This is a genomic window from Hymenobacter sp. BT730 (genome assembly GCF_030542105.1).
GTDB lineage: Bacteria > Bacteroidota > Bacteroidia > Cytophagales > Hymenobacteraceae > Hymenobacter.
This window is the reverse complement of sequence record NZ_JAUOFB010000002.1, coordinates 447,803-469,896: the sequence shown is the minus strand read 5'-3', so window position 1 is coordinate 469,896 and position 22,094 is coordinate 447,803. Positions and strand designations below refer to the sequence as shown.

The following is a 22,094-nucleotide window of genomic DNA, read 5'->3' as shown; positions in this document are numbered from 1 at the left end:
AACCTTTAGCGCATGAAGTGTGCCGCGAAGCAAGTACACCCATTTTACTGATTATCATTTCATTAATAATCTCAACCCGCTACATCCTGCAAGGCCCGAACCAGCGTATTTTGAGCCAGCTCCACCTTAAAAGCATTGTGCTTATGGGGCCGGGCACCCTGGAGAGCAAGAGCTGCCGCGGCCCGGAAATTTGCCTCCGTCGCGGCTTTGCCAACCAACAACTGCTCGGCGGCCTGAGCGCGCCAGGGCTTGGTACCTACACTGCCCAGGGCTACTCTGGCCGAGCGGATGGTTCCCCCCTGCACATCAAGCCCCACCGCGGCCGAGACCAGGGCAAAAGCATAGCTGGCCCGGTCGCGCACTTTCAGGTATTTGGATTTGCGGGCGTGCTCGGCAGCAGGCACGGTGACGGCCGTTATCAGCTCACCGGGCTCCAGCGTGGTTTCGCGCTGGGGGGTATTGCCGGGCGTGAGGTAGAAGTCCAGCAGGGGTACGCGGCGGGCTTTGCCTTTGGCGCTTTCCAGGTGCAACACGGCATCCAGGGCAATGAGGGCCACGGCCAGGTCGCCGGGGTACGTGGCAATGCACTGGTCACTGGTACCCAGGATAGCGTGGTTGCGGTTTTCGCCGTTGATGGCGGGACAGCCGGAGCCCGGCTGGCGCTTATTGCAGGGAAAAGCCGTGTCGCGAAAATAACCGCAGCGGGTACGCTGCAGCAGGTTGCCGCCGATGCTGGCCATGTTGCGCAGCTGGGGTGAAGCCGCCAACAGCAACGACTCCGAAATGGCCGGATACTGCTGCATGACCAGGGCATTTTCGCCTACGTCGCTCATGCGCTCCATGGCCCCAATGCGCAGACCATCCGGGGTTTCTGTAATGCCTCTATACGGCAGGGAGTTAATATCGACGAGCTGGCTGGGCTGAAGCACGTTCAGCTTCATCAGGTCCAGTAGGGTGGTGCCGCCGGCCAGGTAAGCCGCCTGCTTGTCGTCGCGGAAGGCACCGGTAGCCTGTTTGGCCGAAGCGGCGGTTTGAAAGGCAAAGTTGTTCATGACTTACCGTCTCCTTTCCCGGCTACTTCCTTAATAGCGGCCACAATGTTGGGGTAGGCACCGCAGCGGCACAGGTTACCGCTCATCCACTCCCGAATTTCAGCATCATTCTTAGTATGGCCCTCCTGCACGCAGGCCACGGCCGAGCATATCTGGCCCGGGGTGCAGTAGCCGCACTGGAAGCCGTCGTGCTTCAGGAAAGCGGCTTGCATAGGGTGCAGCTCCTCTCCTTTCGCCAGACCTTCGATGGTGGTAATTTCTTTGCCTTGGGTAGTAATGGCTAAGGTGAGGCAGCTGTTCACGCGGCGGCCATCTACCAGCACGGTGCAGGCCCCGCACTGGCCCTGGTCGCAGCCTTTTTTGGAGCCCGTCAGATTCAGGTTTTCGCGCAATGCATCCAGTAGCGTGACGCGCGGCTCCAGACGCAGGGTGCGTATGCTACCATTCACTTTCAGCTTCATTTCCGTGGCCCCTTCCACTTTGCCGGTGTAGGCAGCCAGCTTCTCGGCCTGGCTGATAAAGGGCGGGGCAACGGCCAATCCTAAGATGCCCGAAGCCTGCTTGATGAAGGTTCGGCGGGAGCCGTCGTCCGGGCGCTGCTCGGGCGGAGGTCCCCCGGCGGTGGGGTCGAAAGTATCAGGATGCATAAAAAAGGCGGCTGGTTACAGGTACAGAAGATACGGCATTTGGCAAAAAAGGAGGACGCAGCACGGGAAATATGGTAGCCCAACAAGAACTCTGGGCTTGTTAGCAGCTCCTGAATACCAGAATAAAACAAGATTTTATAGCATCACATAATGATGTGATTCACTGGAAATGTCTCAGAATCATTCCGATGTTTGCCTTTCAATCCCCCAGAGATACTCAATTCGGCAGGCCGGTTAGCGGCCTGAAAGGGGCCTGGGGCCATATGCTACGGTGCTTTTGATCCTGGTTTCGGCACTTAGCCTGAGCCGCGGCTTTTCTTCTAATCTTTTTCTACTACCTGCTATGAAACACCCTTACAAAGCGGGCTGTGCCCAGCCTGGAAGTGGGCGGCCAACCCTCCCACCCTTCTTTCTGATTACCCGAAGCTGGCTACTCCTTCTGGCCTGTCTGCTAAGCTTAGGTGCTTATGCGGCCCCAGGCAACGACTTATGCACTAATGCAACAACGATAACCGCCAGCGCTACCTGCACGCCGCTGGCCGGCACCTTGTTCGAGGCCAGCGGCTCGGGACCAGCTCCTAGTGTGGGCCAGGCCGATGACGATGTGTGGTACAAGTTTGTGGCTACCTCCAAACAGCACACTATTACTCTGGATGCCACGGGCGGTACGGACTTAGTGCAGCAGCTGTTTTCCGGCACTTGCGGCGGTCTGGTCTCCATCAAATCCTCCGACCCCGAAATTATGGTGGTGTCGGGGCTCACCATTGGGGCTACCTATTATTTGCGGGTGTATTCCTACTTCGGCAACCCGCAAACTGTAGCTAGTGGTGCCTTTACCATCTGCCTGAATAACCCCGGCCCGGCTCCCGCCAACGACGAGTGCACCAGCGCCATTTCCCTTACGCCCAGCAAGACGTGCACGGGTACGGTAGGCACCGTTGCCGGCGCCACGCCCTCAGACCCCGACTCTTTCACCGGCGAGGCTAATGATGATGTGTGGTACTCGTTTGTGGCCACCTCCGTGCAGCACATAATCACCGTTGACCCTACGGGTGGCACCGACATGGTACACCAGCTTTTCCGGGGCAACTGCGGCACCCTGACGTCGCTGTTCTCCTCAGATAATGAAGTGCTAACCGCCACGAATCTGACGCCCGGGGAAACCTATTACCTGCGGGTGTATTCTTACTTCAACGCCCAGTATAGCGGCAATGCTGCCAAGTTTACGGTATGTATTGACCGCCCCGATTCGCCACCTGTAAACGATAACTGCGCCAACGCCATTAGCCTGACGCCGGGCCTGACCTGCCAGCCTATCAGCGGTACGCTGTTCAGCGCTACGCAAACTACGCTCCCCAATGATGGTGCCTGCGGCAATCCGGATGATGATGTGTGGTATAAGTTTGTGGCTGCCGCCTCGGCGCAGGGCATCTCCGTAACGCCCAATAGCGCGGTGGATATAGCGCTGGAGCTGCGCTCCGGAGCCTGCCCCGGCACTAAGCTGCGCTGTAAGGACCAGGGCGGCGCTGGCAGCACTGACTCCATCAGTGCCCAGCACCTAACCCCTGGCGCCACCTATTATGTGCGGGTATACTCCTACGCGGCTAGCCCTACCACGGCCACCACGGGGGCATTTACGATTTGCGTCACCACTCCTAAAGTGTGTGATGCGCCCACTGCCCTGACGGCTACCAACATCAATTCTACCGCGGCCACCCTGGGCTTTACGGCCAGCGCGGGTGGCGCCTCCTACAAAATAGAATACGGCCCCAAAGGCTTTACGCCCGGGGCAGGCACTGTCAAGAACATCAGTAGCTCCCCTACCACTATCACGGGACTAACGGCCAGCACGCAGTACGATTTCTACGTCACGCAGACGTGCTCCAATGGGCTGACCAGTGTGCGGGTAGGCCCTAAAAGCTTTACTACTTCGGCACCTGTCTGCGAAGTACCTACCAACCTGAATACGAGTGGCATTACTGCCTTTGATGCTACCCTGAACTGGTCGGCGGGTGCTGGTACGGTAGCCTCTTACCGGGTAGAGTATGGGAAACAGGGCTTTACGCAGGGTACCGGTACCGTGCTGACGGTTATTGGTGCCACCACTAAACAGCTTACCGGGCTCACACCCAATACTTCCTATCAGTTTTATGTGCGCCAGAACTGCGGTACTGGGGTGGATAGCCCCGTGGCCGGCCCCGTAACTTTTAAAACGCTGGAGCTGGGCGACTTGATTGTAGACAAGCAGATGAATGTGCAGGGCAACTACAACAACGTAACCGTAACGGGTACGGGTGTTGCCATCCTGACCGGGCCGCTTACCGCGGCGCAAAACATGACGGTGCAGCAAGGCGGCATTCTACGCACGGGTGCTTTCCTGGCCACCGCCAACAAATTTACCCTAGCCGATGGGGCCACACTGGAAATTGGCGCTGCCGAAGGCATTTCTGCCAATGGCGCCACGGGCAGCGTGCGGGGTACTACGCTCACCTTCAGCCCATTTGCCAACTACGTGTATAATGGCAGTGCGGCCCAGGTAACCGGAGCAGGACTGCCGCAGCAGGTGCGCAGCCTCCAGGTAACCGGTGCGGCCCCCCTTACCCTCACCCGTGAGCTAACGGTGCTACAAGTGCTGAGTCTGAAACAGAACCTGGTGACTAACGGCAAAACGCTGCTGCTTCGCTCTACCGCCGGTGGCTCGGCCCTGGTACACAACAATGGCGGCACGGTGGTCGGAAATGCAGTAGTGCAGCATTTCCTGCCGCCCACCCCCAATGGTCTTTTCACTGATTATCTGCTGTCTACTCCTGTGCAAAGCACTACGCTGGTGGATCTGACCACACCCGGGTTTACGCCCGTGGTGAACCCGGCCTACAATACTGCCTCCGACCCCAGTAAGGTGACGCCCTACCCCAATATCTTCAGCTACGACCAATCCCGGGTGGGCAGCACGAACGATTGGGCGGCTGATTTCCAGAAAGGCTGGAAGTCGCCGGCGGCTACCAGTGAGAATATGGTAACCGGCAAAGGCTACCTGGCCACGGCCGGCACTGCTGCCAGCAACGTTGACTTTGTTGGTTCCCTGCTCAATGGCACCGTGAATGTATTCCTGCTCGACCGGGGTACGCCGCCTCAGGCTGGCTGGCACCTGGTAGGCAACCCGTACGCCTCGCCGGTAGACTGGACAAAAGTGTATTCTACTGCCACTGGGTTGGATGCGGCAGTGTATCAGCTGAAGCATAACGGCGCTTATAGCGCCTCGGTGAATGGCATTGGGGGCAGCCCGATTATTGGTTCCGGCGAAGGATTTCTGACCCACGTGAGTACGGCAGGCACGCAGGGCAAATTCTCCTTTACCAATTCCGCCCGCGTTACTACCTTTACTCCCCACACCTATACGCCGCCTACCAATGAGACCCGGCCGCTGCTCCAATTGGGGCTAAGCCGCAATGGCATTGGTGATACCCTGTTTGTGTATTTCCAGCAAGGTGCCAGTGCCGCCTTCGACCCTACTTTTGACGCGTACAAAGTACCCGTTAAGAATGCGCCGCAGCTAGCCTCGGCCGTAGGCACCTCCCTGCTTGCCATTGACGGGCGTCCGGCCCTAGGCACCGCTGATGTAGAAATACCGCTGGCCATTAACGCCCCGGCAGCGGGCAGCTACTTATTCCGGGCCGCCTATCTGCTCAATGTTCCTGCTACCACCTTTGTATATCTGCGGGATGCGCAAACGGGTAAAAACATCAATCTAAAGCAGTTACCCACCTACAGTTTCTCCGTGTCCGCGGCCGGCTTGAACCAGAGCCGTTTCACCCTTCTGTTTACCCGCAGCGCCATAACCACTACTCTCCCCGAAAAGCTGCGGGCCCAGGTAGCCCTATATCCAAACCCGGCGCATCACCTGCTAAAAATGCAGATTGGCCGCGAGCTGGGCCGCAAAGGCGTGCAGCTCCAGCTCTACAATGCCTTGGGCCAGCAGGTAGCGCAACGTAGCCTGCCAGCCGGCGCCACCGGCGAGCAGCAGTTGTCGCTGCAAGGGCTGGCGCGGGGCGTGTACATGCTGCGCCTCACCGTAGCCGATGGCACCATGACTCAGCGTATTGTGGTCGAATAAGCAGGCTACAATTTCCTGACTCCGCCAACCACAGAGGCTACCCCATCCGGGTAGCCTCTGTGGCATTTAGTAGGCAACGGTCAGTTGCCAGTTGCCGTTATGGCACCATCAGTTCAGTTCTTTATTCGGCTTTCTATGTGGTGGCTCTACGCCTTGCTCTCCGCCCTTTTTGCCGCTCTCACGGCAGTGCTGGCTAAAATCGGTATCAGGGGGGTTGACTCTAATCTGGCCACCGCTATTCGCACGGCGGTTATCCTGGTACTGGCCTGGGGTATTGTCTACTTTCGGGGTGGAGTGGAGCAGATGGGCAGCCTCACACGCACCAACTGGACGTTCCTGATCCTGTCGGGAATAGCAACCGGGCTGTCCTGGGTATTTTATTTTCGGGCGTTGCAGGTAGGGGAGGTATCGAAGGTAGCCCCGGTAGACAAGCTTAGTGTGGCGCTGGCTATTTTGCTGTCAGTGTTATTTCTGGGAGAGAAACTAACCTGGCAAGGGGGCTTGGGGGCAGGGCTGATTATTCTGGGTACGTTGGTGTTAATCTGGCAATAGACCCTACTGCCTTACCCAAATTCGGGCCTATGCTAATGCGGGAGGGTTGCCCTTCCGGCTATAGGCCAGCCGCAACAGGCTGGGTAGCACCACCAGAAGTAAAGGCAAGGCCAGCACCAGCCCCCCGATTACGGCAATGGCCAGGGGCTGATGGAGCTGGGCACCGGCCCCAATGCCCAGGGCCAACGGCAACAAGGCAGCAATGGCGGCCAGCGCCGTCATTAGCTTGGGGCGCAGGCGGGCGGCAATGGCATAGCCAATAGCCGCTTCCACCGGCGAGCTACGGCGGGCATCATTGAACTGTTGCATCGTGAAAATGGCGTTTTCGCCAATGATGCCCACCACCATAATCAGACCGGTGTAGGAGCCCACATTGAGGGGTGTATTGGTAAGGTAAAGCGCAAGGCTGCCGCCGGCCGGACCCAGAATAGCAACCAGCAGGATAAGCCCGGCGGCTTTCAGGTCTTTGAACAGAAACAGGCCTACGGCAAACACCAGCAGACAGGCCGTAGCCAGAATGGTGAGCAGCTCCTGAAATGACTGCTGCTGCTCGGCATAGCTGCCGCCGTACTGAATAAAGTAGCCGGGCGGCAGGTTCAGGTTTCGGTCCAGGGTCTGGCGTATGTCCTGCATAGCCGAGCCTAGGTCGCGGCCATTTAAGCGGGCCGTCACGGCTGTCATGGCCTGCAGGTTTTCGCGCTCCAGCTCGGCTTCTCCCGCTGTTACCTGCACCTGAGCCAACTCATCCAGACGCAGGCGCTGGCCGGTGGGCAGAAAAATGGGCTGCTCTTTCACCTGCTGCAGGGAGGCCAGCGCGGCCCGCGGGTAGCGCAGCCGAATGGTGAGCAGTTGCTCTCCTTCCAGCACACTACCGGCCTCTACGCCCGCCAGCTGGGTTTGCAGCTGGCTCTGAAAGTCGGTGGCTGTGAGGCCGAACTGGGCCAGGCGGCGCGGTTCCGGGCGCACGTCCACGGCCGGCCCCATTCGCACAATCCCATCGAAGACATCGGCAGTGCCTTCCGTTTTTTCCACAATGCCCGCCACCTCTTCCGCCAGCCCATACCGAGTTTCGGCATTAGGGCCGAACACCTTAATTTCAATAGGCTGTACGGTACTCATCAAATCCCCCAGCATATCCCCTACCACTTGTCCGAAATCAATGGTAAGGGCGGGCTGAGTGCTTTCGATGCGCTGGCGTATGTCATCAATCACCTCATCGGTGGTGCGCTTTCGGGCGGTATTCAGCCGAATCAGGAAGTCGCCGCTGTTTGGCTCCGTAATGAAGAAGCCCATTTGGGTACCTGTGCGGCGCGAGTAGCTAGCCACTTCCGGTACCTGTAGAATCAGCTTTTCGGCCTGCCGCAGCATTCGGTCTGTTTCTTCCAGGGAAGTGCCGGGCGGCGAGTTATAGTCTAGCACAATGGCGCCCTCGTCCATTTCCGGCAGAAAGCCGGTGGCCAGGCGCGGAATAATCAGGACCATTACTCCCATCAGCCCCGCTATACCAAACACACTCCACAGCGGATGGCGGATAACGGAGCGAACCCACGGAATTTCGTGGTGCTGGGCCTCCACCAGGCCGGGCTCATTTATTTCCGGTTCCGTTTCTTCGGCCGGGGTCTCCTCTACACCAGGGGCTGGTTGCGTTGCTTGCGTCCTATTGCGGGAAAGAAGCAGATAGAGTACCGGTAGGCCCAGCCATGCCACCACAAAAGAACACAGCAAGGCTACGACCATAGTGGTAGCCAGCACTCTGAAATAGGCGCCGGCCACCCCACTCAGCAGCACGAAAGGCAGGAAAATAACGATGGTGCTCAGAGAGGAGCCAATGAGCGCCGGCAACAGATGCTGTACCGAGCGGCTCACAATTTCATGGACCGATGCCTGCGGGTGCTCCTCGCCTATCCGGTGCAACTGCTCCACCATCACCACCGCGTCGTCAATCATCAGCCCGATGGCAGCGGCCAGCGCCCCCAGCGTCATGATATTGAAAGAATAACCAAGCCCGAAGTATAGCACGGTTACCGTTAGAGCCAAAGCAATGGGAATGGCCAGCAGAATGGTGAGCGTGGCCCGCCAGGAGCGCAAAAACAAGGCCGTGACCACCAGGGCCAGGGCCAGCCCGATCCACAAAGAGTCCTGCACTGAGCGCACCACCTCCGACACGAAATCGGCCTGATCATAGTAGGGGCTCAGCTGAATACCGCGGGGCAGCCCGCCCTGCAGCGCCTTTACTTTGGCTTTCACGCCTTCTGATACCTGCACCACGTTGGCATCAGGCTGCCGCGACACGGAGATAAGCACAGCATCGTGGCCGTTGGCGTTGATGCGCGTATATTCCGGTTGCTCGCCCACGCGCACGGTAGCTACATCGGAGAGGCGCACAATGCGGCGGTTATCATTGCGCAAAACCACATTTTCGATGTCTTCCTTCGACACCAGGGAGGCATCCGTCACCGTCAGGTAGAGGCGGCGGTAGTCGGTGAGGTAGCCATTGCTTTGCACAAAGTTGGTCTGACTCAGACTGGTGCTGATATCGGTAGGCGTCAGGCCGAGCGCCGCCAGCTGATCGGGCTGCAATTCCACCTGGTACTCCTTAGTGCGTCCGCCCTGCACGTGCACCGCCGATACGCCTTCTACCTGCGAGAGAAAGGGCTTAATGGTGTACAGCGCCAGCTTGCGTAATTCCAGGGCGCTACGCCCCGGCGCTTCCAGCGTGTAGCCCATCACCGGCAGAATAGCCGGGTTCATACGCTCCACGGTAATCTGCGTGGTAGGCGGCAAATCCGCCCGAATCTGATTCAGGCGCGATTCAATGGTTTGCTGGCTGCGCACTACATCTACATTCCAGTCCAGGTAGGCTGATATCTCGCAGGAGCCCCGGCTGGTAGTGCTGCGCAGCAGCTTCAGGTCGGGTACCTGCTTCATGGCATCTTCCAGGGGCTTGGTCACCGTCACCATCATGCGGTCCACCGGCTCCAGACCGTTTTCGGCAATAACCTTCACCTTTGGAAACGTCACCTCCGGAAATAGCGCCACCGAAATGCGCTTATAGGCCAGCCCTCCCAGCGCCAGCGCCAAGGCCAGCAGCACGGCAATGGGTGCTTTGTATGCCTGAAAAAAGGAAGTGCGCATGAGCAACGAGCAGTGACGGTATAAATTGATATGCAACGAGAAGCCAGAGGTTAGCCTACGCTATTTCTTGAGCAGCCGCACCGCCGCCGTGTCTTCCAGCCCATAGTTGCCGGTAACCAAAATGCGGTCCTGCGCGGAGAACTTCGGGCTTTTGATTTCCAGGTGCCCCTCCTGTTCCTGGCCGGGCTGCACCGGCACGCGCACGGCGGTACTGTCATTGAGCAGGCGCATTACCCAGAAGTTGGTTTGGGTTTCGTCAGTGAGCACGGCCTCCTGCGGAAGCGTCTGGGCCTGGTAGGGAGTGGTTTTATCCACTTCAATGGTTACGGCCAGGTTTTCGGGGAGCGGTGGTGCGGAGCCTACTACCCGCACGGTATAGCGCTGGGTTTGCGCTGACATATCCGTAGTAGGCAGCAACTCGGCTACCCGGCCGGGCAGCACGCGCCCATCGGGCAAGGTGATGCGGCAGGGCTGCCCGGTACGCACGTAGCGCAACTGGGTAGCGGGCACATCCAGCACAAAACCAAAACGGCTTTGGTCGTACACCACTCCCAGTTGTTCCCCATCCTGCACGTAGTCGCCGGCCAGCTTATCTACGCTGGCGAGCACCCCAGCACGACCTGCCGCAATGCGCACAATGCCACTGAAGCGCAGGCGCGGGTCGCCGGTGAGCTTATCCAGGTGCAAGGTGCGGGCTTCCTTGGTTTGCAGCGTAAACACCGTTTGGCCAGCGCGTACCCGCTGCCCCGGCACAGGTACGGGTGCCAGCAGGTAGCCGGTAGTGGTAGCCCGCAGCACATCCTTGGCCGGATACGCTGATACCGCGCTCAGGTGCAGAATATCCGAGACGGTATCCGTATGCACCTGTACTACAGTTACCGCGGGGCGGGCCCGTACTTCGGTTTCTTCCTCCGATTCATCGGGGCCCTTTCCGTGGCACTGCGCAAAGCACAACAGGCCCAGCATAAGCGTCCACTGCTGCCCCCATAAGCTGCCAGAAAACCAAAGCCAAGACCGTTTCAAAATTCGCATAAACAGAAATGAAAAACACAAAAGCTGTACTGGAAACCAAACCACTATTCACCCAGATAATCAAGGGCATATAAGTTGCGCAAACGCTCGGTTTCAGCCTGCGTCAGGTTGAACTGAAAGGCGCGGTAGCTGTTGACCAGCTGGAGGTAATCGATGATGGAAATATCACCGGAAGCCAGCTGCTGGCGGCCGGCTTTCACCAGCGTTTCGGCCACTGCCAGCTGCTGGCGCAGGGTGGCGTTGAGCTGGTTGCTGGCCCGCACCAGGCCTTCCAGCTGGTCGTACTGCTGGCGGCGCTGGACGGTGAGAAAACGGCGGTAGCCCTGCCGGATTTCCTCGGCTACCTTCAACCGGTCGTAGGCAATCTGGCGCTGGTGCCCATCAAACACCGGCACCGTTAGCATCAGCCCTGCACTCATACCTACGCTTCGCGCCAGCCTGAGCGGCGTGGGCGAGGCCGACTGCATCCCGGCATCAACCACCCAACTCACTTGTGGGCGGTAACCGAAGTCAATGGCACGGCGGTCCAGCTGCAGGCGCAGGCTATCCAGGGTGTACTGACGCTGCGCCACGGCACTAAGGCCGGCCAAGGGACGGTGCGTGGGTGGCGTGGGGGTTTCCAGCAGAATAAAGGCTGTATCGGCCACTCCGCTGAGGTAGCGCAGGATACCCAGCTCGCGGCGGTAAACAAGCTGGTCCTGCTGCACACCCACCTCCTGGCTGCGCAGGGAGAGGTAGTAGGTGAGGTACTGGGTTTGCTTGAAGATACCACCGTTTACAAGTTGGCGTAACACTTCATCCTGCTGGCGAAGCTGGCGCAGCAGGGAACGGCTGAACGTCCATTGCTGCTGGGCGGTATAGGCGGTCAGGAACTGGTCGGTAATGGAGCGGCGCAGGTCCAGCGCCGCCAGCCGACCGCTGTTGCGCAGCACCTGCCCCTGGCTTTCCAGAATGCGGAAGTCGTTTTGCAGAACCGGCCGGTTGAACAAGGGTTGCGTGGCGGTAACCACGGCGGCATAGTTGCCGCCATTGGAAACGGCCTCATCATAGCCTACACCGCGCACGGTGGGGGCAGCCATGATGGCCGCTGTGCCTGTGAGCTGGGGGCGCTGCTGGGCTACACGGCGCAAGCTGTCCAGGCGGGTTTGGCGCACCTGACCGGCATAATCAGCCAGCAGTGGGCTGCTGGCGCTGGCCACGCGCAGAAAACCGTCCAGGTTACGCGGTGACGCTGGGGCCTGGGCCCAGGCCACACTTTTCATACTTAGCAGCAACACAAAAAACAGGCCGATGGACGGCCTTATTTGCCTAAAAGCAAAGCAGAAGAACAAGCGGCAGGTAGGTACAGACACAGGCATAAAAGTGTCGGTGGATTCGGCGGTAAAGCGGAAATGCGCCCGTAGGCAGAACATTGGAATGGGCATTGTACGGGGCAGCCCAAAAAGTGGCTTACTGATGTTGTGGGAAAGAAATCAGATAGGCTCCTGGAAAAATTTTATCCCTCCCTAAATCCGGCAGACGGGGTCTGGGCGTAGGTGCTGCTATCATTTCAAAACCTACTTCCATCTCACTTCCCACATGAAAAAGACCTTATTCTCCCTGGCCTTCGCTGCCCTGATTGGCGCAGCTTCCACTACCGCTTCGGCTCAGGCCATGATGAGCCCCAAGTCGGCTACCGGCACCGTTTCGGTAGGTGGCCAGGCTATGTATCCCAACAAGAATATTGTGGCCAATGCGGTAAACTCCGCCGACCACACCACCCTGGTGGCCGCCGTGAAAGCGGCCGGCCTGGTAGAAACGCTGCAGGGCAAAGGCCCATTCACCGTTTTCGCCCCTACCAACGCCGCCTTCAATGCGCTGCCTGCTGGCACCGTAGAAACTCTGGTGAAGCCTGAGAACAAAGCCACGCTCACCAAAATCCTAACCTACCACGTGGTAGCCGGCAACATGACGGCCGAAAAAATTATGGCGGCCATTAAAGCTGGCAAAGGCACGGCTACGCTCAAAACCGTGAGCGGCGGCACGCTGAAAGCCATGATGAACGGCCCTAAAAATGTGATATTAGTGGATGAAAAAGGTGGCACTTCTACCATCTCGACCTACGACGTACTGCAGAGCAACGGCGTGATTCATGTGATTGATAAAGTATTGATGCCCTAAGTTCTGCGCAGGCGCCCCACCGTCGTCTGCTCAGCTAAAAAGCCTGTCTCTATTGAGGCAGGCTTTTTTGTGTTTTGCTACAAAACTTTGTCAGGGTATTATCCCATTTATGTATTCTATCAGCACCCACCCCAGGCAAGCTCGGCTATAAATCTTCAAATAAAGATTTTTTACTATATCATCAAATAAACTTCGTATTCATTGATAAATCAACAACAAAAGCCGCCATTTTAGATTGTATCATTCAAATAATGGCACTTTCTGTAAAAACCATAAAAAGAGGCCGCACGTAGGTTTTTTCGAATCTCTTCATAAAGCCACCACCCCTTTTTATGAAAAAAACCTTACTTGGCTTACTGCTCTGGATGGGCAGCTCAGTAGCCGCCTTCTCACAAGCCTATGTCGATTCGCATCTCAAGTCGGTGCTGTCGGATGCCACTACCCTGCATCAGGTAGTGGTTACTTTTAAGGGCGAAGGCGCGCCATCCGTCACCCATCTGGCCTTACTACAACGCCTGGGTATACTGCACGGCCGCACCATGCATGCGCTGCCCATAGCCGGGGTGCTGGCTACTACGGCCCAGATTAATCAGCTAGCCGCTGACCCCAGTGTGGTATCCGTATACTTAAACCGCTCGTTGCAGCAGGATAACGACGGGGCTACCGCCCTTACAGGCGCTCAGCGCGTGCGCCAGGAGCCGGTGTTTACGCAGCGCAATGCCGGTTTACCGGTATCGGGCACGGGTATTGGCGTGTTGGTGAATGACAGCGGCATTGATGGCACGCACCCGGATTTGAAGTTGGGACAGAACCTAAAGCAGAACGTGCTGGGCACCACTAACCTGAATGCGCAGGACCCCATGCTGCCCATCACCTACGTGGAGAATGTGCCCAACACCGACCAGACCGGCGGCCACGGTACGCACGTAGCCGGTATTGTGGGTGCGACGGGCGCGGCTTCTAATGGCAAATACGCCGGTGTAGCGCCCGGTGCCGACCTGATTGGCTATGGCACCGGCGCCGGCCTATTTATTCTGGATGTAGTTGGCGCTTTTGATTATGCACTGGTGCATCAGTTTCAGTACAACATCCGGGTTATCACCAACTCTTTTGGCAACACCTCGGATATAGCGACGGATGTAAACCTAGCTGACCCGATTACACTGGCCACCAAACGGTGCGTTGACCGCAACATGGTGGTCGTATTCTCGGCTGGCAATTCGGGTGCCGGCTCGGGCACCATTACTGGCAACTATAAGAAAGCCCCTTGGGTTATTTGCGTAGCCAATGCGGATAAAGCCGGCGTTCTGGCTCCCTCCTCTTCGCGGGGACGCAAGGGTATGGGCGGCACCTTCACGGTAGACGGTCAGAGCTTTTCGTGGCGCGATGAGCCTACCGTAACCGCCCCCGGCACCGACATTGTATCTACCCGCACAGTTTCTCCAGTAGGGGTACTCAGTACGCAACAGGACGCTGAAACCATTCCACCGGCCCAACTACCCTACTATACCACCCTCACGGGGACTTCTATGGCGGCGCCGCACGTTGCCGGTATTGTGGCGCTGATGCTGGATGCAAACCCGGCCCTGACGCCCTATCAGGTAAAAGCCATTCTGGAAGAAACTACCACCAATCTGCCCAACCGGGAATCCTGGGAAGTAGGCCGTGGCATGGCCAATGCCTATGCCGCCGTGGACCGCGCTTATCGTGCGGCTGGCTACGGCTCCAGCGTAAATGCCACACGCACGTTCTTTAGCACGGTAAATACCAGTATTTCCAGCTCGCCCTTCACCATTGATTTTAACCCCGCTACTACCGCTACCAACACGCGCACCTTCAGTGTGGCGGCCGGCACCTCGTCGCTGGAAGTAAGCTGCAAAGTATCGGGCCTGTTGGGCGAAACCGGCAACCCCGTGAATCTGGTGCTGCTCTCCCCCACTGGTAAACGGTATGCCTCGGGTATTTCCGTTCTGTTTGCTACCAGCCCTGGCCGCGCGGTAGCGGTAGCAGGACCTGAAGCCGGCACCTGGACCATTCGGCTGGAAGGCTTGCAGGGGGTAGCGCTACCTGAAACGGTAAACGGCACTATTTCCCTGAATCAGCTGCTTGGTACCACAGGCCTGGGTGATGTTGCTTCGCACCCCGCCAGAGCCTCCATTGAAATGGCCGTGGGCAAACGCCTGATGGATGGCCTTTCCAATGGATTCAAACCGGACCAAAATCTGACTCGCATTCAGCTGGCCGATTACTTGCTGATGGGCCAGGCCATCCGCCAGTTCCTGCCCCTGAATGGCGCCACTACTTTTGGCGATGTAAGTGCGGCGCAGCAATTACTGGCTACTTCTGTAACAGCTCAGGGCGCAGCCTTGCGTGACCGGTACTATGCGCAAAACGGTGTGATGCAGGCAGTAGCGCCCGGCTCTTTTGGACCCAACCAGGCCGTAACCCGCGCCAGCCTGGCTTATTCTCTGGTGCAGAGCCTGGGCTTGCAGAACAAAGCCCAGCAGAGCACCGGCTCTGTAACGGTTGAGGTGGATGGCCGTCGGATTCCCATTGATGATGCCGCCCAGATACCAGCCGGGCTGGCCGGCTATGTGCAGGTAGCATTGGACATGAACATCATCAATGCCTACTACACCCTCAGCCAGGGCCCATACGATTTGCTGCCTACGCTGCACGCTACCTTTAAGCCCATGCAGGCGGTGAAGCGGGCCGATTTTGCCGTGATTGTGACCCGCACCCACGAGCAGTGGAATTCCTCGCTGGCTGATGTAACTGCCCAGCCAAGCTCCTCGGCCCTGCGAACCAGTGGAGCAGACCGGGCAGGAGAAACGGCCGCTTTTGTAGCTCCTAATCCATTTGTCGATCAGGCGCTGCTGAGCTACTACCTAACCCAGGATGGCCCTGTTCGACTGGAAATTTTTGATATGATGGGCCGTAAGGTGAAAACGGTAGTGCAGGCAGTGCAGACGGCAGGCCCTCATCAGCAGCTAATTGAAGGTGCCTCTCTCCCGGCTGGCACTTACCTCTTCAAGCTACAGGCAAACCGGAAAACACAGAGCGGGCGCTTAGTCCTGACGCACTAGCTTTCATTTACTGGTTAAAGGTATATGACAAAGGCCCGACTCTATGAGCCGGGCCTTTGTACGTCTTATCAAATCTGATTTTGGTAAACGAGGCAGCAGAAGGATTTTCTGGTTAGTGCTTTCCTGGTTTCATAAACAAAAGAGCGAGGCAACTCAGCCGGATATGACTCCCTGTTTGCCAGCCTTATTTTTTTAATATCATATACCCGTAAGGCAGTAGCGAAACCTGCTCACCCAGCGTAACGGCGCCGCCCTGCAAAGCATTAGTCCAGGTAGTGTTAGCCAAAGCCGCCGGCACCGTGTATGTCTTGGTAGCATTGCGCACATTGACCAGGACCAAGACCTGTTCGTTGCCTTCAGTTTTTGTAAAAGCACATACATCAGCGCTGCTGTAGGCGGTGGGAGTACCATGCCGCAGCGCAGCACTACCGTTGCGGGCTTTCAGCAGTTGCTTGTAGGCGCGCGTGATGTCCGGGCGGGTATCCCAATTTACTTTTACCGAGGTGAAAGGAAACGGAATGGCCGTAGTCATGCCCGATTCCTGGCCGTTGTAAATCATGGGCACGCCCTTATAGCAGGAGGCAATAACGAAGGCTGACATGGCACCAGCATCTCCCCCGAATAAGGCGACGGGCGTGCCATCTGAGCCGTTTACATCGTGGTTAGTGGTATAGCGCACTACCTGCTGTGTGCCCGTTGCACCTGCGTATTCTTTGGTGTTCAGGCCATCAAAAGTAGTGGCAGCAGCACCCCGACGGTAAACGTCCCACAGCCCCCCGTAGAAGTTAAAACCGAAGATATAATCGAAACCGCTGGTAAAGTGGGAGCTGCGGGTACCTTCTGCCAGCAGCAGCAGCTTGTGGGTTTTAATATTACGCAGGGTATCAACGGCTTGCTTCCAGAAATCGGTAGGCGGCGCATCGGCATAGTCACAACGGAAGCCATCCACGTTGGCCGTGTATACCCAGGATTTCATGGCCGATATCATCTCCAGCCGCATAGCCGCATTATTGAAGTTCAGCTGAGCTACATCGGTATAGTTGGTGTTAGGCGGGCTTTGAATAATGCCCGAGGAGTTTTGCAGATACCAGTCTGAATGATCCGAAATCCAGGCGTTGTCCCAACTGGTGTGGTTAGCCACCCAGTCCAGCATTACGCTCAGGCCCCGGGCGTGGGCCGCATCTACCAGGGTGCGCAAATCGTCCAGGGTGCCAAATTCAGCATTTACTCCCCGGTAGTCCTTCACAGCGTAGGGAGAGTTAACGCCCTTCACCTGCCCGATGGGGTAAATGGGCATCAGATATATCACATTAGCACCCAGCGCCTTAATAGAATCCAGCCGCGCCGTAACGCCCGAGAATTTGCCACCCTGGCTAAAAGCCCGCATGTTCACCTGGTAAATCACGGCATCCTGACGCTCCGGCACGCCGGCAAAGGGTGTACCGTACTGTGTAGGTGTAGTCGATACGGGTGGAATAACTGGCCCTGGTGTAGCCGGATTATCAGACTTGCAGCCGGATAGAAACCCAGCAGCCAGAAGAAGAATAAGGCATTTTCTAACTGCCATTTGCAACAAGGCCATAGGGACTGATTTATAAGTAGTAGAAGATGTTAGGCCCAAACACTGAGATGGTACTGCCGAGCATAGCCCTAAAGGTAGCCTTTGAGAATTAAGTTCAGGCATGCCGCATTCGCACTAAGACTTTTACATCAAGCCATGTCCGAAATAACAGCTTCAGGAATTAGGCTTTCATCCGTCAAAGCAACAAGCACAGGTCTACTAGTCTGAAGCGGGCAAACGCAACCGCTATTGCAGCCAAAAAGCCTAATTATACAGGGAAATAAATATTATTATTTATTGAAGAAATTACACTTATTTATATAATAGCAGCTGATTACATACCCTTCTCAGAACCTCACCTTTTAAGCTTAATCTAATGAGGATCTTCGCTTTAATATTGATGATACTCTTCGTGGGATTTGCAGCCGTGCAATACAATGATCCGGACCCGTACCTGTGGATACCGATTTACCTTTTCCCGGCCATTATTTCAGGGTTCATTTTTTCCGGCCGCAAAGTCTCTCCTTTCATACTGATTTTTGGGGCGCTTGCCTTCTTGTTGTTTTCCTACTTCCAGTGGCCGGCGCATTGGGAGGGCGTAGCCCTGAAAAACGGAATGAAGGATATTAATATCGAGGAAGGGCGGGAAGCCTTGGGATTGATTATCTGCGCCGGGGCACTGCTGCTATACTGGGTATACCTGACGCGGTTTAAAAAGGAAGCGGCAACCCATGCAACCGGCGGCACTCTATCCCGGAGCTAAGTTTGCCTGCACTTAACCAGCTATGCTAGGCCTGCAAATGAGCTAAGATGATATCGAACACCGCTGGGGCTTCCACTGCTTCCCCAGGCAATAGCTGAGTGTTACGGCTCATTAGCAGCGGCCCTTCGGCAGGAGTTTCAGGCGGGCGGCCATGCGAGCCTTTTATCAGATTCGCATCCAGAGGAATAATATCCATCAGCATTCTGAAGCCTAGCTTTTTACGCAACAGCTTAAGGCCTACTTTGGGCTTCAGGAACCGGATGGCAGGATTGGTGAACATCTCCACCGGGTCGTAGCCGGGCTTGCGGTGAATATCAACGATGCGGGCAAAATCCGGGGCCCTGGCATCATCCAGCCAATAATAATAGGTAAACCAGGCGCCCTTTTCGGCTACAGCAATCAGCTCGCCGGCGCGGGAATGGTCCAGGTGGTAAGCCGCCTTCTCTTCGGGACCAATTACCTTTTCTACCCCGGGCACCTTTTCCAGAAGCTGGCGCACAGCACTGATTTTGGATGGATCCTGGACGTAGATATGAGCCAGCTGGTGGTCTGCCAGAGCAAACGCCTGGCAGGTGCCCGCATCCAGCAGCTCCAGCCCCCGCTCCTCCCGAATGGAGAGGTACCCGTTTTCCCGCAATACCCGGTTTAGGTGCACCGGTCGGGAGACATCGGCAATACCATATTCCGACAGAAAAATCACCTGAGCTCCGGTGCGTTCAAAATAGGTGGCCAGGTGTTGGCACACGCCATCAATTTCCAGCAAATCGGTAGCCACACGGGCATCCTGGGGGCCATAGCGCTGGGCGTTGTAATCCAGGTGCGGAAGATAGACCAGCGTTAGGGTGGGGTTGTAAAGCTTATCGGTTTCTATGGCCGCTTCGGCAATCCATTTGCTGGAGTTAATGGTTGTGCGCGGCCCCCAGTACTCGAAAAGCGGAAACGCTCCTAACCTGGCTTCCAGCTGGGGGCGCAGTTCCATGGGGAAGGTGTAGCAGTCAGGCATTTTGCGGCCATCGGCCAGGTACTGCGGCCGCGGGGTAACCACATAGTCGGCGGTGCTGTACATGGCATACCACCAGCAGATGTTGGCGCAGGTAAAGGTGGGATCTTGGGCTTTGGCCACCTCCCAGATCTTAGGCGCTTCTACCAGCTTATTGGACTGCCGCCAGAACTTCGGCTCGCACTCATCCCGAAAATACCAGCCATTGCCCACTACCCCATGTTTGGCAGGCCACTGCCCCGTGAGATAAGTAGCTTGTACCGAGCAGGTTACTGCAGGCAGCACCGGCCCTATTGATACTGTTTTCGCACTTTCTGCCCACCGCTTCAGAAAGGGGGTATTCTCTCCAATCGAGGCCGGGGTCAGCCCTACTACATCAATCACAACTGTTTTACGCATAGCAGCTTACTTTCCGAAAATGGCAGGAGCAATGTAGGGGGCCTCGCCTGGCAGGCGCAGCCATGCTTTGGCAATGACTGACTTTTCTAAACCTACCTTACAAGGGATGAAGCTGCTCCTTTACCCACGTTAGCTCTCTGCCAATGGAGGAAATCAAATCCTGTTTAATTTCCGGGGGCAATACTTCCCAGGTATAGGTTTCTACTTCTAAGTAGCTGGTAATAGGCTGGTCGGCTAGTTCCCGCAATACTTTCACGATTTCGGACTGGGTGGATTGTAAATGGTTATAGCACGCCAGAAACACCGGCACGTGAAAATGGGAGCGCCACTCCCGGGCCTGCTTTTCCATTATATGGGGCAAGGCTGCCGGTAAATCGGCGTAGTGCGTAATGCTCTCGTCCTGGTTGCGCACCAGCACCTGGTGCAGGTAAGTGGACTCGGCAAAGGCCCCGAACTGGTGGGTTAATTCCTGCCGCTCCTCCATCTCCAGGGGCAAGTCTGCCTTTAGGGCTGCGCTAATCTGCACCCTGCCTATTTTAATGTTTTTAGCGGCCAGTTGCGCAAAAACCGTGGCGGGTTCCTCATAAACCAGAGCAAAATGGCACACGTCGTAGCACAATTGCACGTGTTCGTAAACTGCCTTTAGCGCCACCTGCGTGCTTAAACCCAGGCGCTGTTGTAGGTGCCGCGAAATCTGTGGCAACAGATATTGCTCGTAGTAGGCAATGAATTCAGCTGTGTTTTCAAGCAGTCCATCCGGTTCCGGCTCAATATCCAGGTGAATAAGCCGCCCGGTTTGCTCCCGCAACCCGACGAGCTCTTCTACCAGCTCGGCCAAGTGCTGCGTGCTGGCCTGCAGCACTGCCTGGGTTTGCTCTTCGTTGCCCGCCAGCCAGGGTTTGTAAGACAAGGGAGAAGTAGAAATTCCTCCCTCCAGGCCTTCAGGCAGTAACGCGGCCAGTACCCGCGCCAGGCACTGAGTGTACGCCAGCCGCGCCGGAGTTGTCCAGTCAGGCTGGTGCACCTCATCCTTCACCACTTCTCCGTGAAAGCTGCCAAAAGGAAAGCCGTTGATAATTGGCACATAAAGCTCGTGGCGGTCCAGCCAGGCTTTGAATTCCGCCAGTTGCTCGGGCTGTTCCAGCACCCTGCTGGCTTCATTGGATAGGCGCAAGCCCAGGGCGAAAGGCGCATCAGGCGAAATCTGCTCCTTTATCGGCAGCACATATGTCCGCAGACTCTCAAACACCTCCGCCCAGGTTTCCCCCGGATGGATGTTGGTGCAATAGGTAAGGTGCCTACCCTGCTGAATATTCATAGCTTTTGAGAACCGGCCGGTGAGAAAGGAGGACGTGGGTTGCCGCGCATGTTCAGCATATAACGGCGGGCTGATACTCTCGAAGCTGACGCACGGCTTCCATCAGCAACTCATTTTCCATTTCGTGCACCTCCACCCCCCGGCCAATTGCCTCTAGCAGCGTCACGGTTAGCTTACCCCCCAGATGCTCCCGGAACTCCTGCAGCCCCCGCAATAGACTTTGCGGATGCGTGGCATCCTCTAGGTGCATTGCCATTTCGGGGGCATAAAGCGCAAAGCCCAGTGTGCGCATCACATCCAGGATTTGCTCCAATTCGGTACTACTAATGCGCCCCTGCAAGTGGGAATACGTAGAATCCAGTGCAATACCCATGGCTACAGCTTCGCCGTGGCGAAGGCGGTAATGGCTCAGCTGTTCCAGTTTATGCGCTGCCCAATGGCCAAAATCCAAGGGGCGGGAAGAGCCCTGCTCGAAAGGGTCGCCGCCGGCAATGTGCTGCAGGTGCAACTCCGCACAGCGGTGAATCAGGTACTGCATTGTGGGCATGTCGCGGGCCGCGAGCCGGGAGGCATTTTCCTGAATGAAATGAAAGAACGCCGCATCCTTAATCAGCGCCACTTTCAGGGCTTCGGCCATTCCGCCGCGCCAGTCCCGGTCTTCCAGGGTCAGGAGAAACTGCGCATCGTTAAGGACGGCATACGGGGGAGCGAAATTGCCCAAGAAGTTCTTTTTGCCGAAGGCGTTGACGCTGTTTTTCACCCCAATACCGGAATCGTTCTGCGACAAAACCGTAGTAGGAATGCGGATGTGCCGGATGCCACGGTGCGCGACTGAAGCCACGTAGCCTACCAGGTCCAACAACGCGCCGCCGCCCAGCCCCACCACGTAAGAATGCCGGTCGATATGGTTAGTATCCACGGCTTCCAGTAATTGCTGGATAAGGGCAGGCTGATTTTTACACTGCTCGCCTCCGGGAATAACCGTTATTGGCCCGCTAAGCCGCATGACGGCCCCATGCGTTGCCACATAGTCTGTAATGGCGGCTTCCAGGTACGGGTGGTGCTCCATCACGCCACTATCCAGCACAAAAAAAACTTTGCGGGGCTCATCTCCCCCATCCTGGCCCAGCACCTCGGCCAGCAATGGGTTATCCAGCTGAAACAGGCCCTCCGTGAAATGAACCGTATAGGAGAAAGCAACCTGAAACTGCTGCTGCAAAGAACAAATAGACATGGTGGTAGGCAGAGAAGCGTGGAGCAATAAGCGCGCAAGTA

At 56.8% G+C, this 22,094-nt stretch carries 14 protein-coding genes; 5 read left to right on the top strand and 9 right to left on the bottom strand.

All coding sequences use genetic code 11. The features are described 5' to 3' along the window. Nucleotides 1–71: 71 nt before the first annotated feature. Together Q4G72_RS08870 and Q4G72_RS08865 are read right to left on the bottom strand one after the other, a co-directional pair. Nucleotides 72–1,052 carry an FAD binding domain-containing protein gene (locus Q4G72_RS08870; protein WP_303311061.1) on the bottom strand — a complete coding sequence of 327 codons (981 nt, stop codon included), beginning with the start codon at nucleotides 1,050–1,052 and terminating at the stop codon, nucleotides 72–74. Next, on the bottom strand, nucleotides 1,049–1,699 hold the full coding sequence (locus Q4G72_RS08865; RefSeq protein WP_303311060.1) for a (2Fe-2S)-binding protein: 651 nt from the start codon (nucleotides 1,697–1,699) through the stop codon (nucleotides 1,049–1,051). Before Q4G72_RS08865 ends, Q4G72_RS08870 begins: the two co-directional genes overlap by 4 nt. A gap of 343 nt (nucleotides 1,700–2,042) precedes the next feature. Between Q4G72_RS08865 and Q4G72_RS08860 the strand changes: the two genes are divergently transcribed. After that, nucleotides 2,043–5,813, top strand: a complete 3,771-nt coding sequence (locus Q4G72_RS08860) for a DUF8693 domain-containing protein (protein ID WP_303311059.1) — start codon at nucleotides 2,043–2,045, stop codon at nucleotides 5,811–5,813. Between the two features lie 99 nt (nucleotides 5,814–5,912). After that, the gene (locus Q4G72_RS08855) at nucleotides 5,913–6,365 is read left to right on the top strand and encodes an EamA family transporter (protein WP_303311058.1); all 453 of its coding nucleotides are present in this window, start codon (nucleotides 5,913–5,915) and stop codon (nucleotides 6,363–6,365) included. A gap of 27 nt (nucleotides 6,366–6,392) precedes the next feature. Here Q4G72_RS08855 and Q4G72_RS08850 read toward each other — a convergent pair whose 3' ends face one another. The 3 genes from Q4G72_RS08850 to Q4G72_RS08840 are packed head-to-tail and all read right to left on the bottom strand — an operon-like array spanning nucleotide 6,393 to nucleotide 11,794. Next, nucleotides 6,393–9,500 carry an efflux RND transporter permease subunit gene (locus tag Q4G72_RS08850; protein ID WP_303311057.1) on the bottom strand — a complete coding sequence of 1,036 codons (3,108 nt, stop codon included), beginning with the start codon at nucleotides 9,498–9,500 and terminating at the stop codon, nucleotides 6,393–6,395. 60 nt (nucleotides 9,501–9,560) lie between these two features. Beyond that, nucleotides 9,561–10,532 (bottom strand): efflux RND transporter periplasmic adaptor subunit, encoded by a 972-nt coding sequence (locus Q4G72_RS08845; RefSeq protein ID WP_303311056.1) that lies wholly within the window; start codon nucleotides 10,530–10,532, stop codon nucleotides 9,561–9,563. Between the two features lie 44 nt (nucleotides 10,533–10,576). Then, on the bottom strand, nucleotides 10,577–11,794 hold the full coding sequence (locus Q4G72_RS08840) for a TolC family protein (protein WP_303311055.1): 1,218 nt from the start codon (nucleotides 11,792–11,794) through the stop codon (nucleotides 10,577–10,579). Nucleotides 11,795–12,110: 316 nt separating this feature from the next. Between Q4G72_RS08840 and Q4G72_RS08835 the strand changes: the two genes are divergently transcribed. Beyond that, on the top strand, nucleotides 12,111–12,692 hold the full coding sequence (locus tag Q4G72_RS08835) for a fasciclin domain-containing protein (RefSeq protein ID WP_502213674.1): 582 nt from the start codon (nucleotides 12,111–12,113) through the stop codon (nucleotides 12,690–12,692). Between the two features lie 332 nt (nucleotides 12,693–13,024). Then, on the top strand, nucleotides 13,025–15,778 hold the full coding sequence (locus Q4G72_RS08830; protein ID WP_303311054.1) for a S8 family serine peptidase: 2,754 nt from the start codon (nucleotides 13,025–13,027) through the stop codon (nucleotides 15,776–15,778). A 184-nt stretch (nucleotides 15,779–15,962) separates the two neighbouring features. On the opposite strand, the gene Q4G72_RS08825 is transcribed toward Q4G72_RS08830, so the two are convergent. After that, complete coding sequence (locus Q4G72_RS08825; RefSeq protein ID WP_303311053.1) at nucleotides 15,963–17,345, bottom strand: alpha-amylase family glycosyl hydrolase; 1,383 nt, start codon at nucleotides 17,343–17,345, stop codon at nucleotides 15,963–15,965. A 370-nt stretch (nucleotides 17,346–17,715) separates the two neighbouring features. Here Q4G72_RS08825 and Q4G72_RS08820 point away from each other — a divergent pair, with 370 nt between their 5' ends. Then, nucleotides 17,716–18,102 (top strand): transmembrane 220 family protein, encoded by a 387-nt coding sequence (locus Q4G72_RS08820; protein ID WP_303311052.1) that lies wholly within the window; start codon nucleotides 17,716–17,718, stop codon nucleotides 18,100–18,102. Between the two features lie 25 nt (nucleotides 18,103–18,127). Here Q4G72_RS08820 and Q4G72_RS08815 read toward each other — a convergent pair whose 3' ends face one another. The 3 genes from Q4G72_RS08815 to Q4G72_RS08805 form a co-directional block, all read right to left on the bottom strand. Continuing rightward, nucleotides 18,128–19,501, bottom strand: a complete 1,374-nt coding sequence (locus tag Q4G72_RS08815; protein WP_303311051.1) for an alkaline phosphatase family protein — start codon at nucleotides 19,499–19,501, stop codon at nucleotides 18,128–18,130. 97 nt (nucleotides 19,502–19,598) lie between these two features. Beyond that, complete coding sequence (gene eboE, locus Q4G72_RS08810) at nucleotides 19,599–20,819, bottom strand: metabolite traffic protein EboE (protein WP_303311050.1); 1,221 nt, start codon at nucleotides 20,817–20,819, stop codon at nucleotides 19,599–19,601. Nucleotides 20,820–20,871: 52 nt separating this feature from the next. Continuing rightward, a complete protein-coding gene (locus tag Q4G72_RS08805) occupies nucleotides 20,872–22,047 on the bottom strand; it encodes a 3-dehydroquinate synthase (protein WP_303311243.1) in 1,176 nt (391 codons plus the stop codon). Nucleotides 22,048–22,094: the final 47 nt, after the last annotated feature.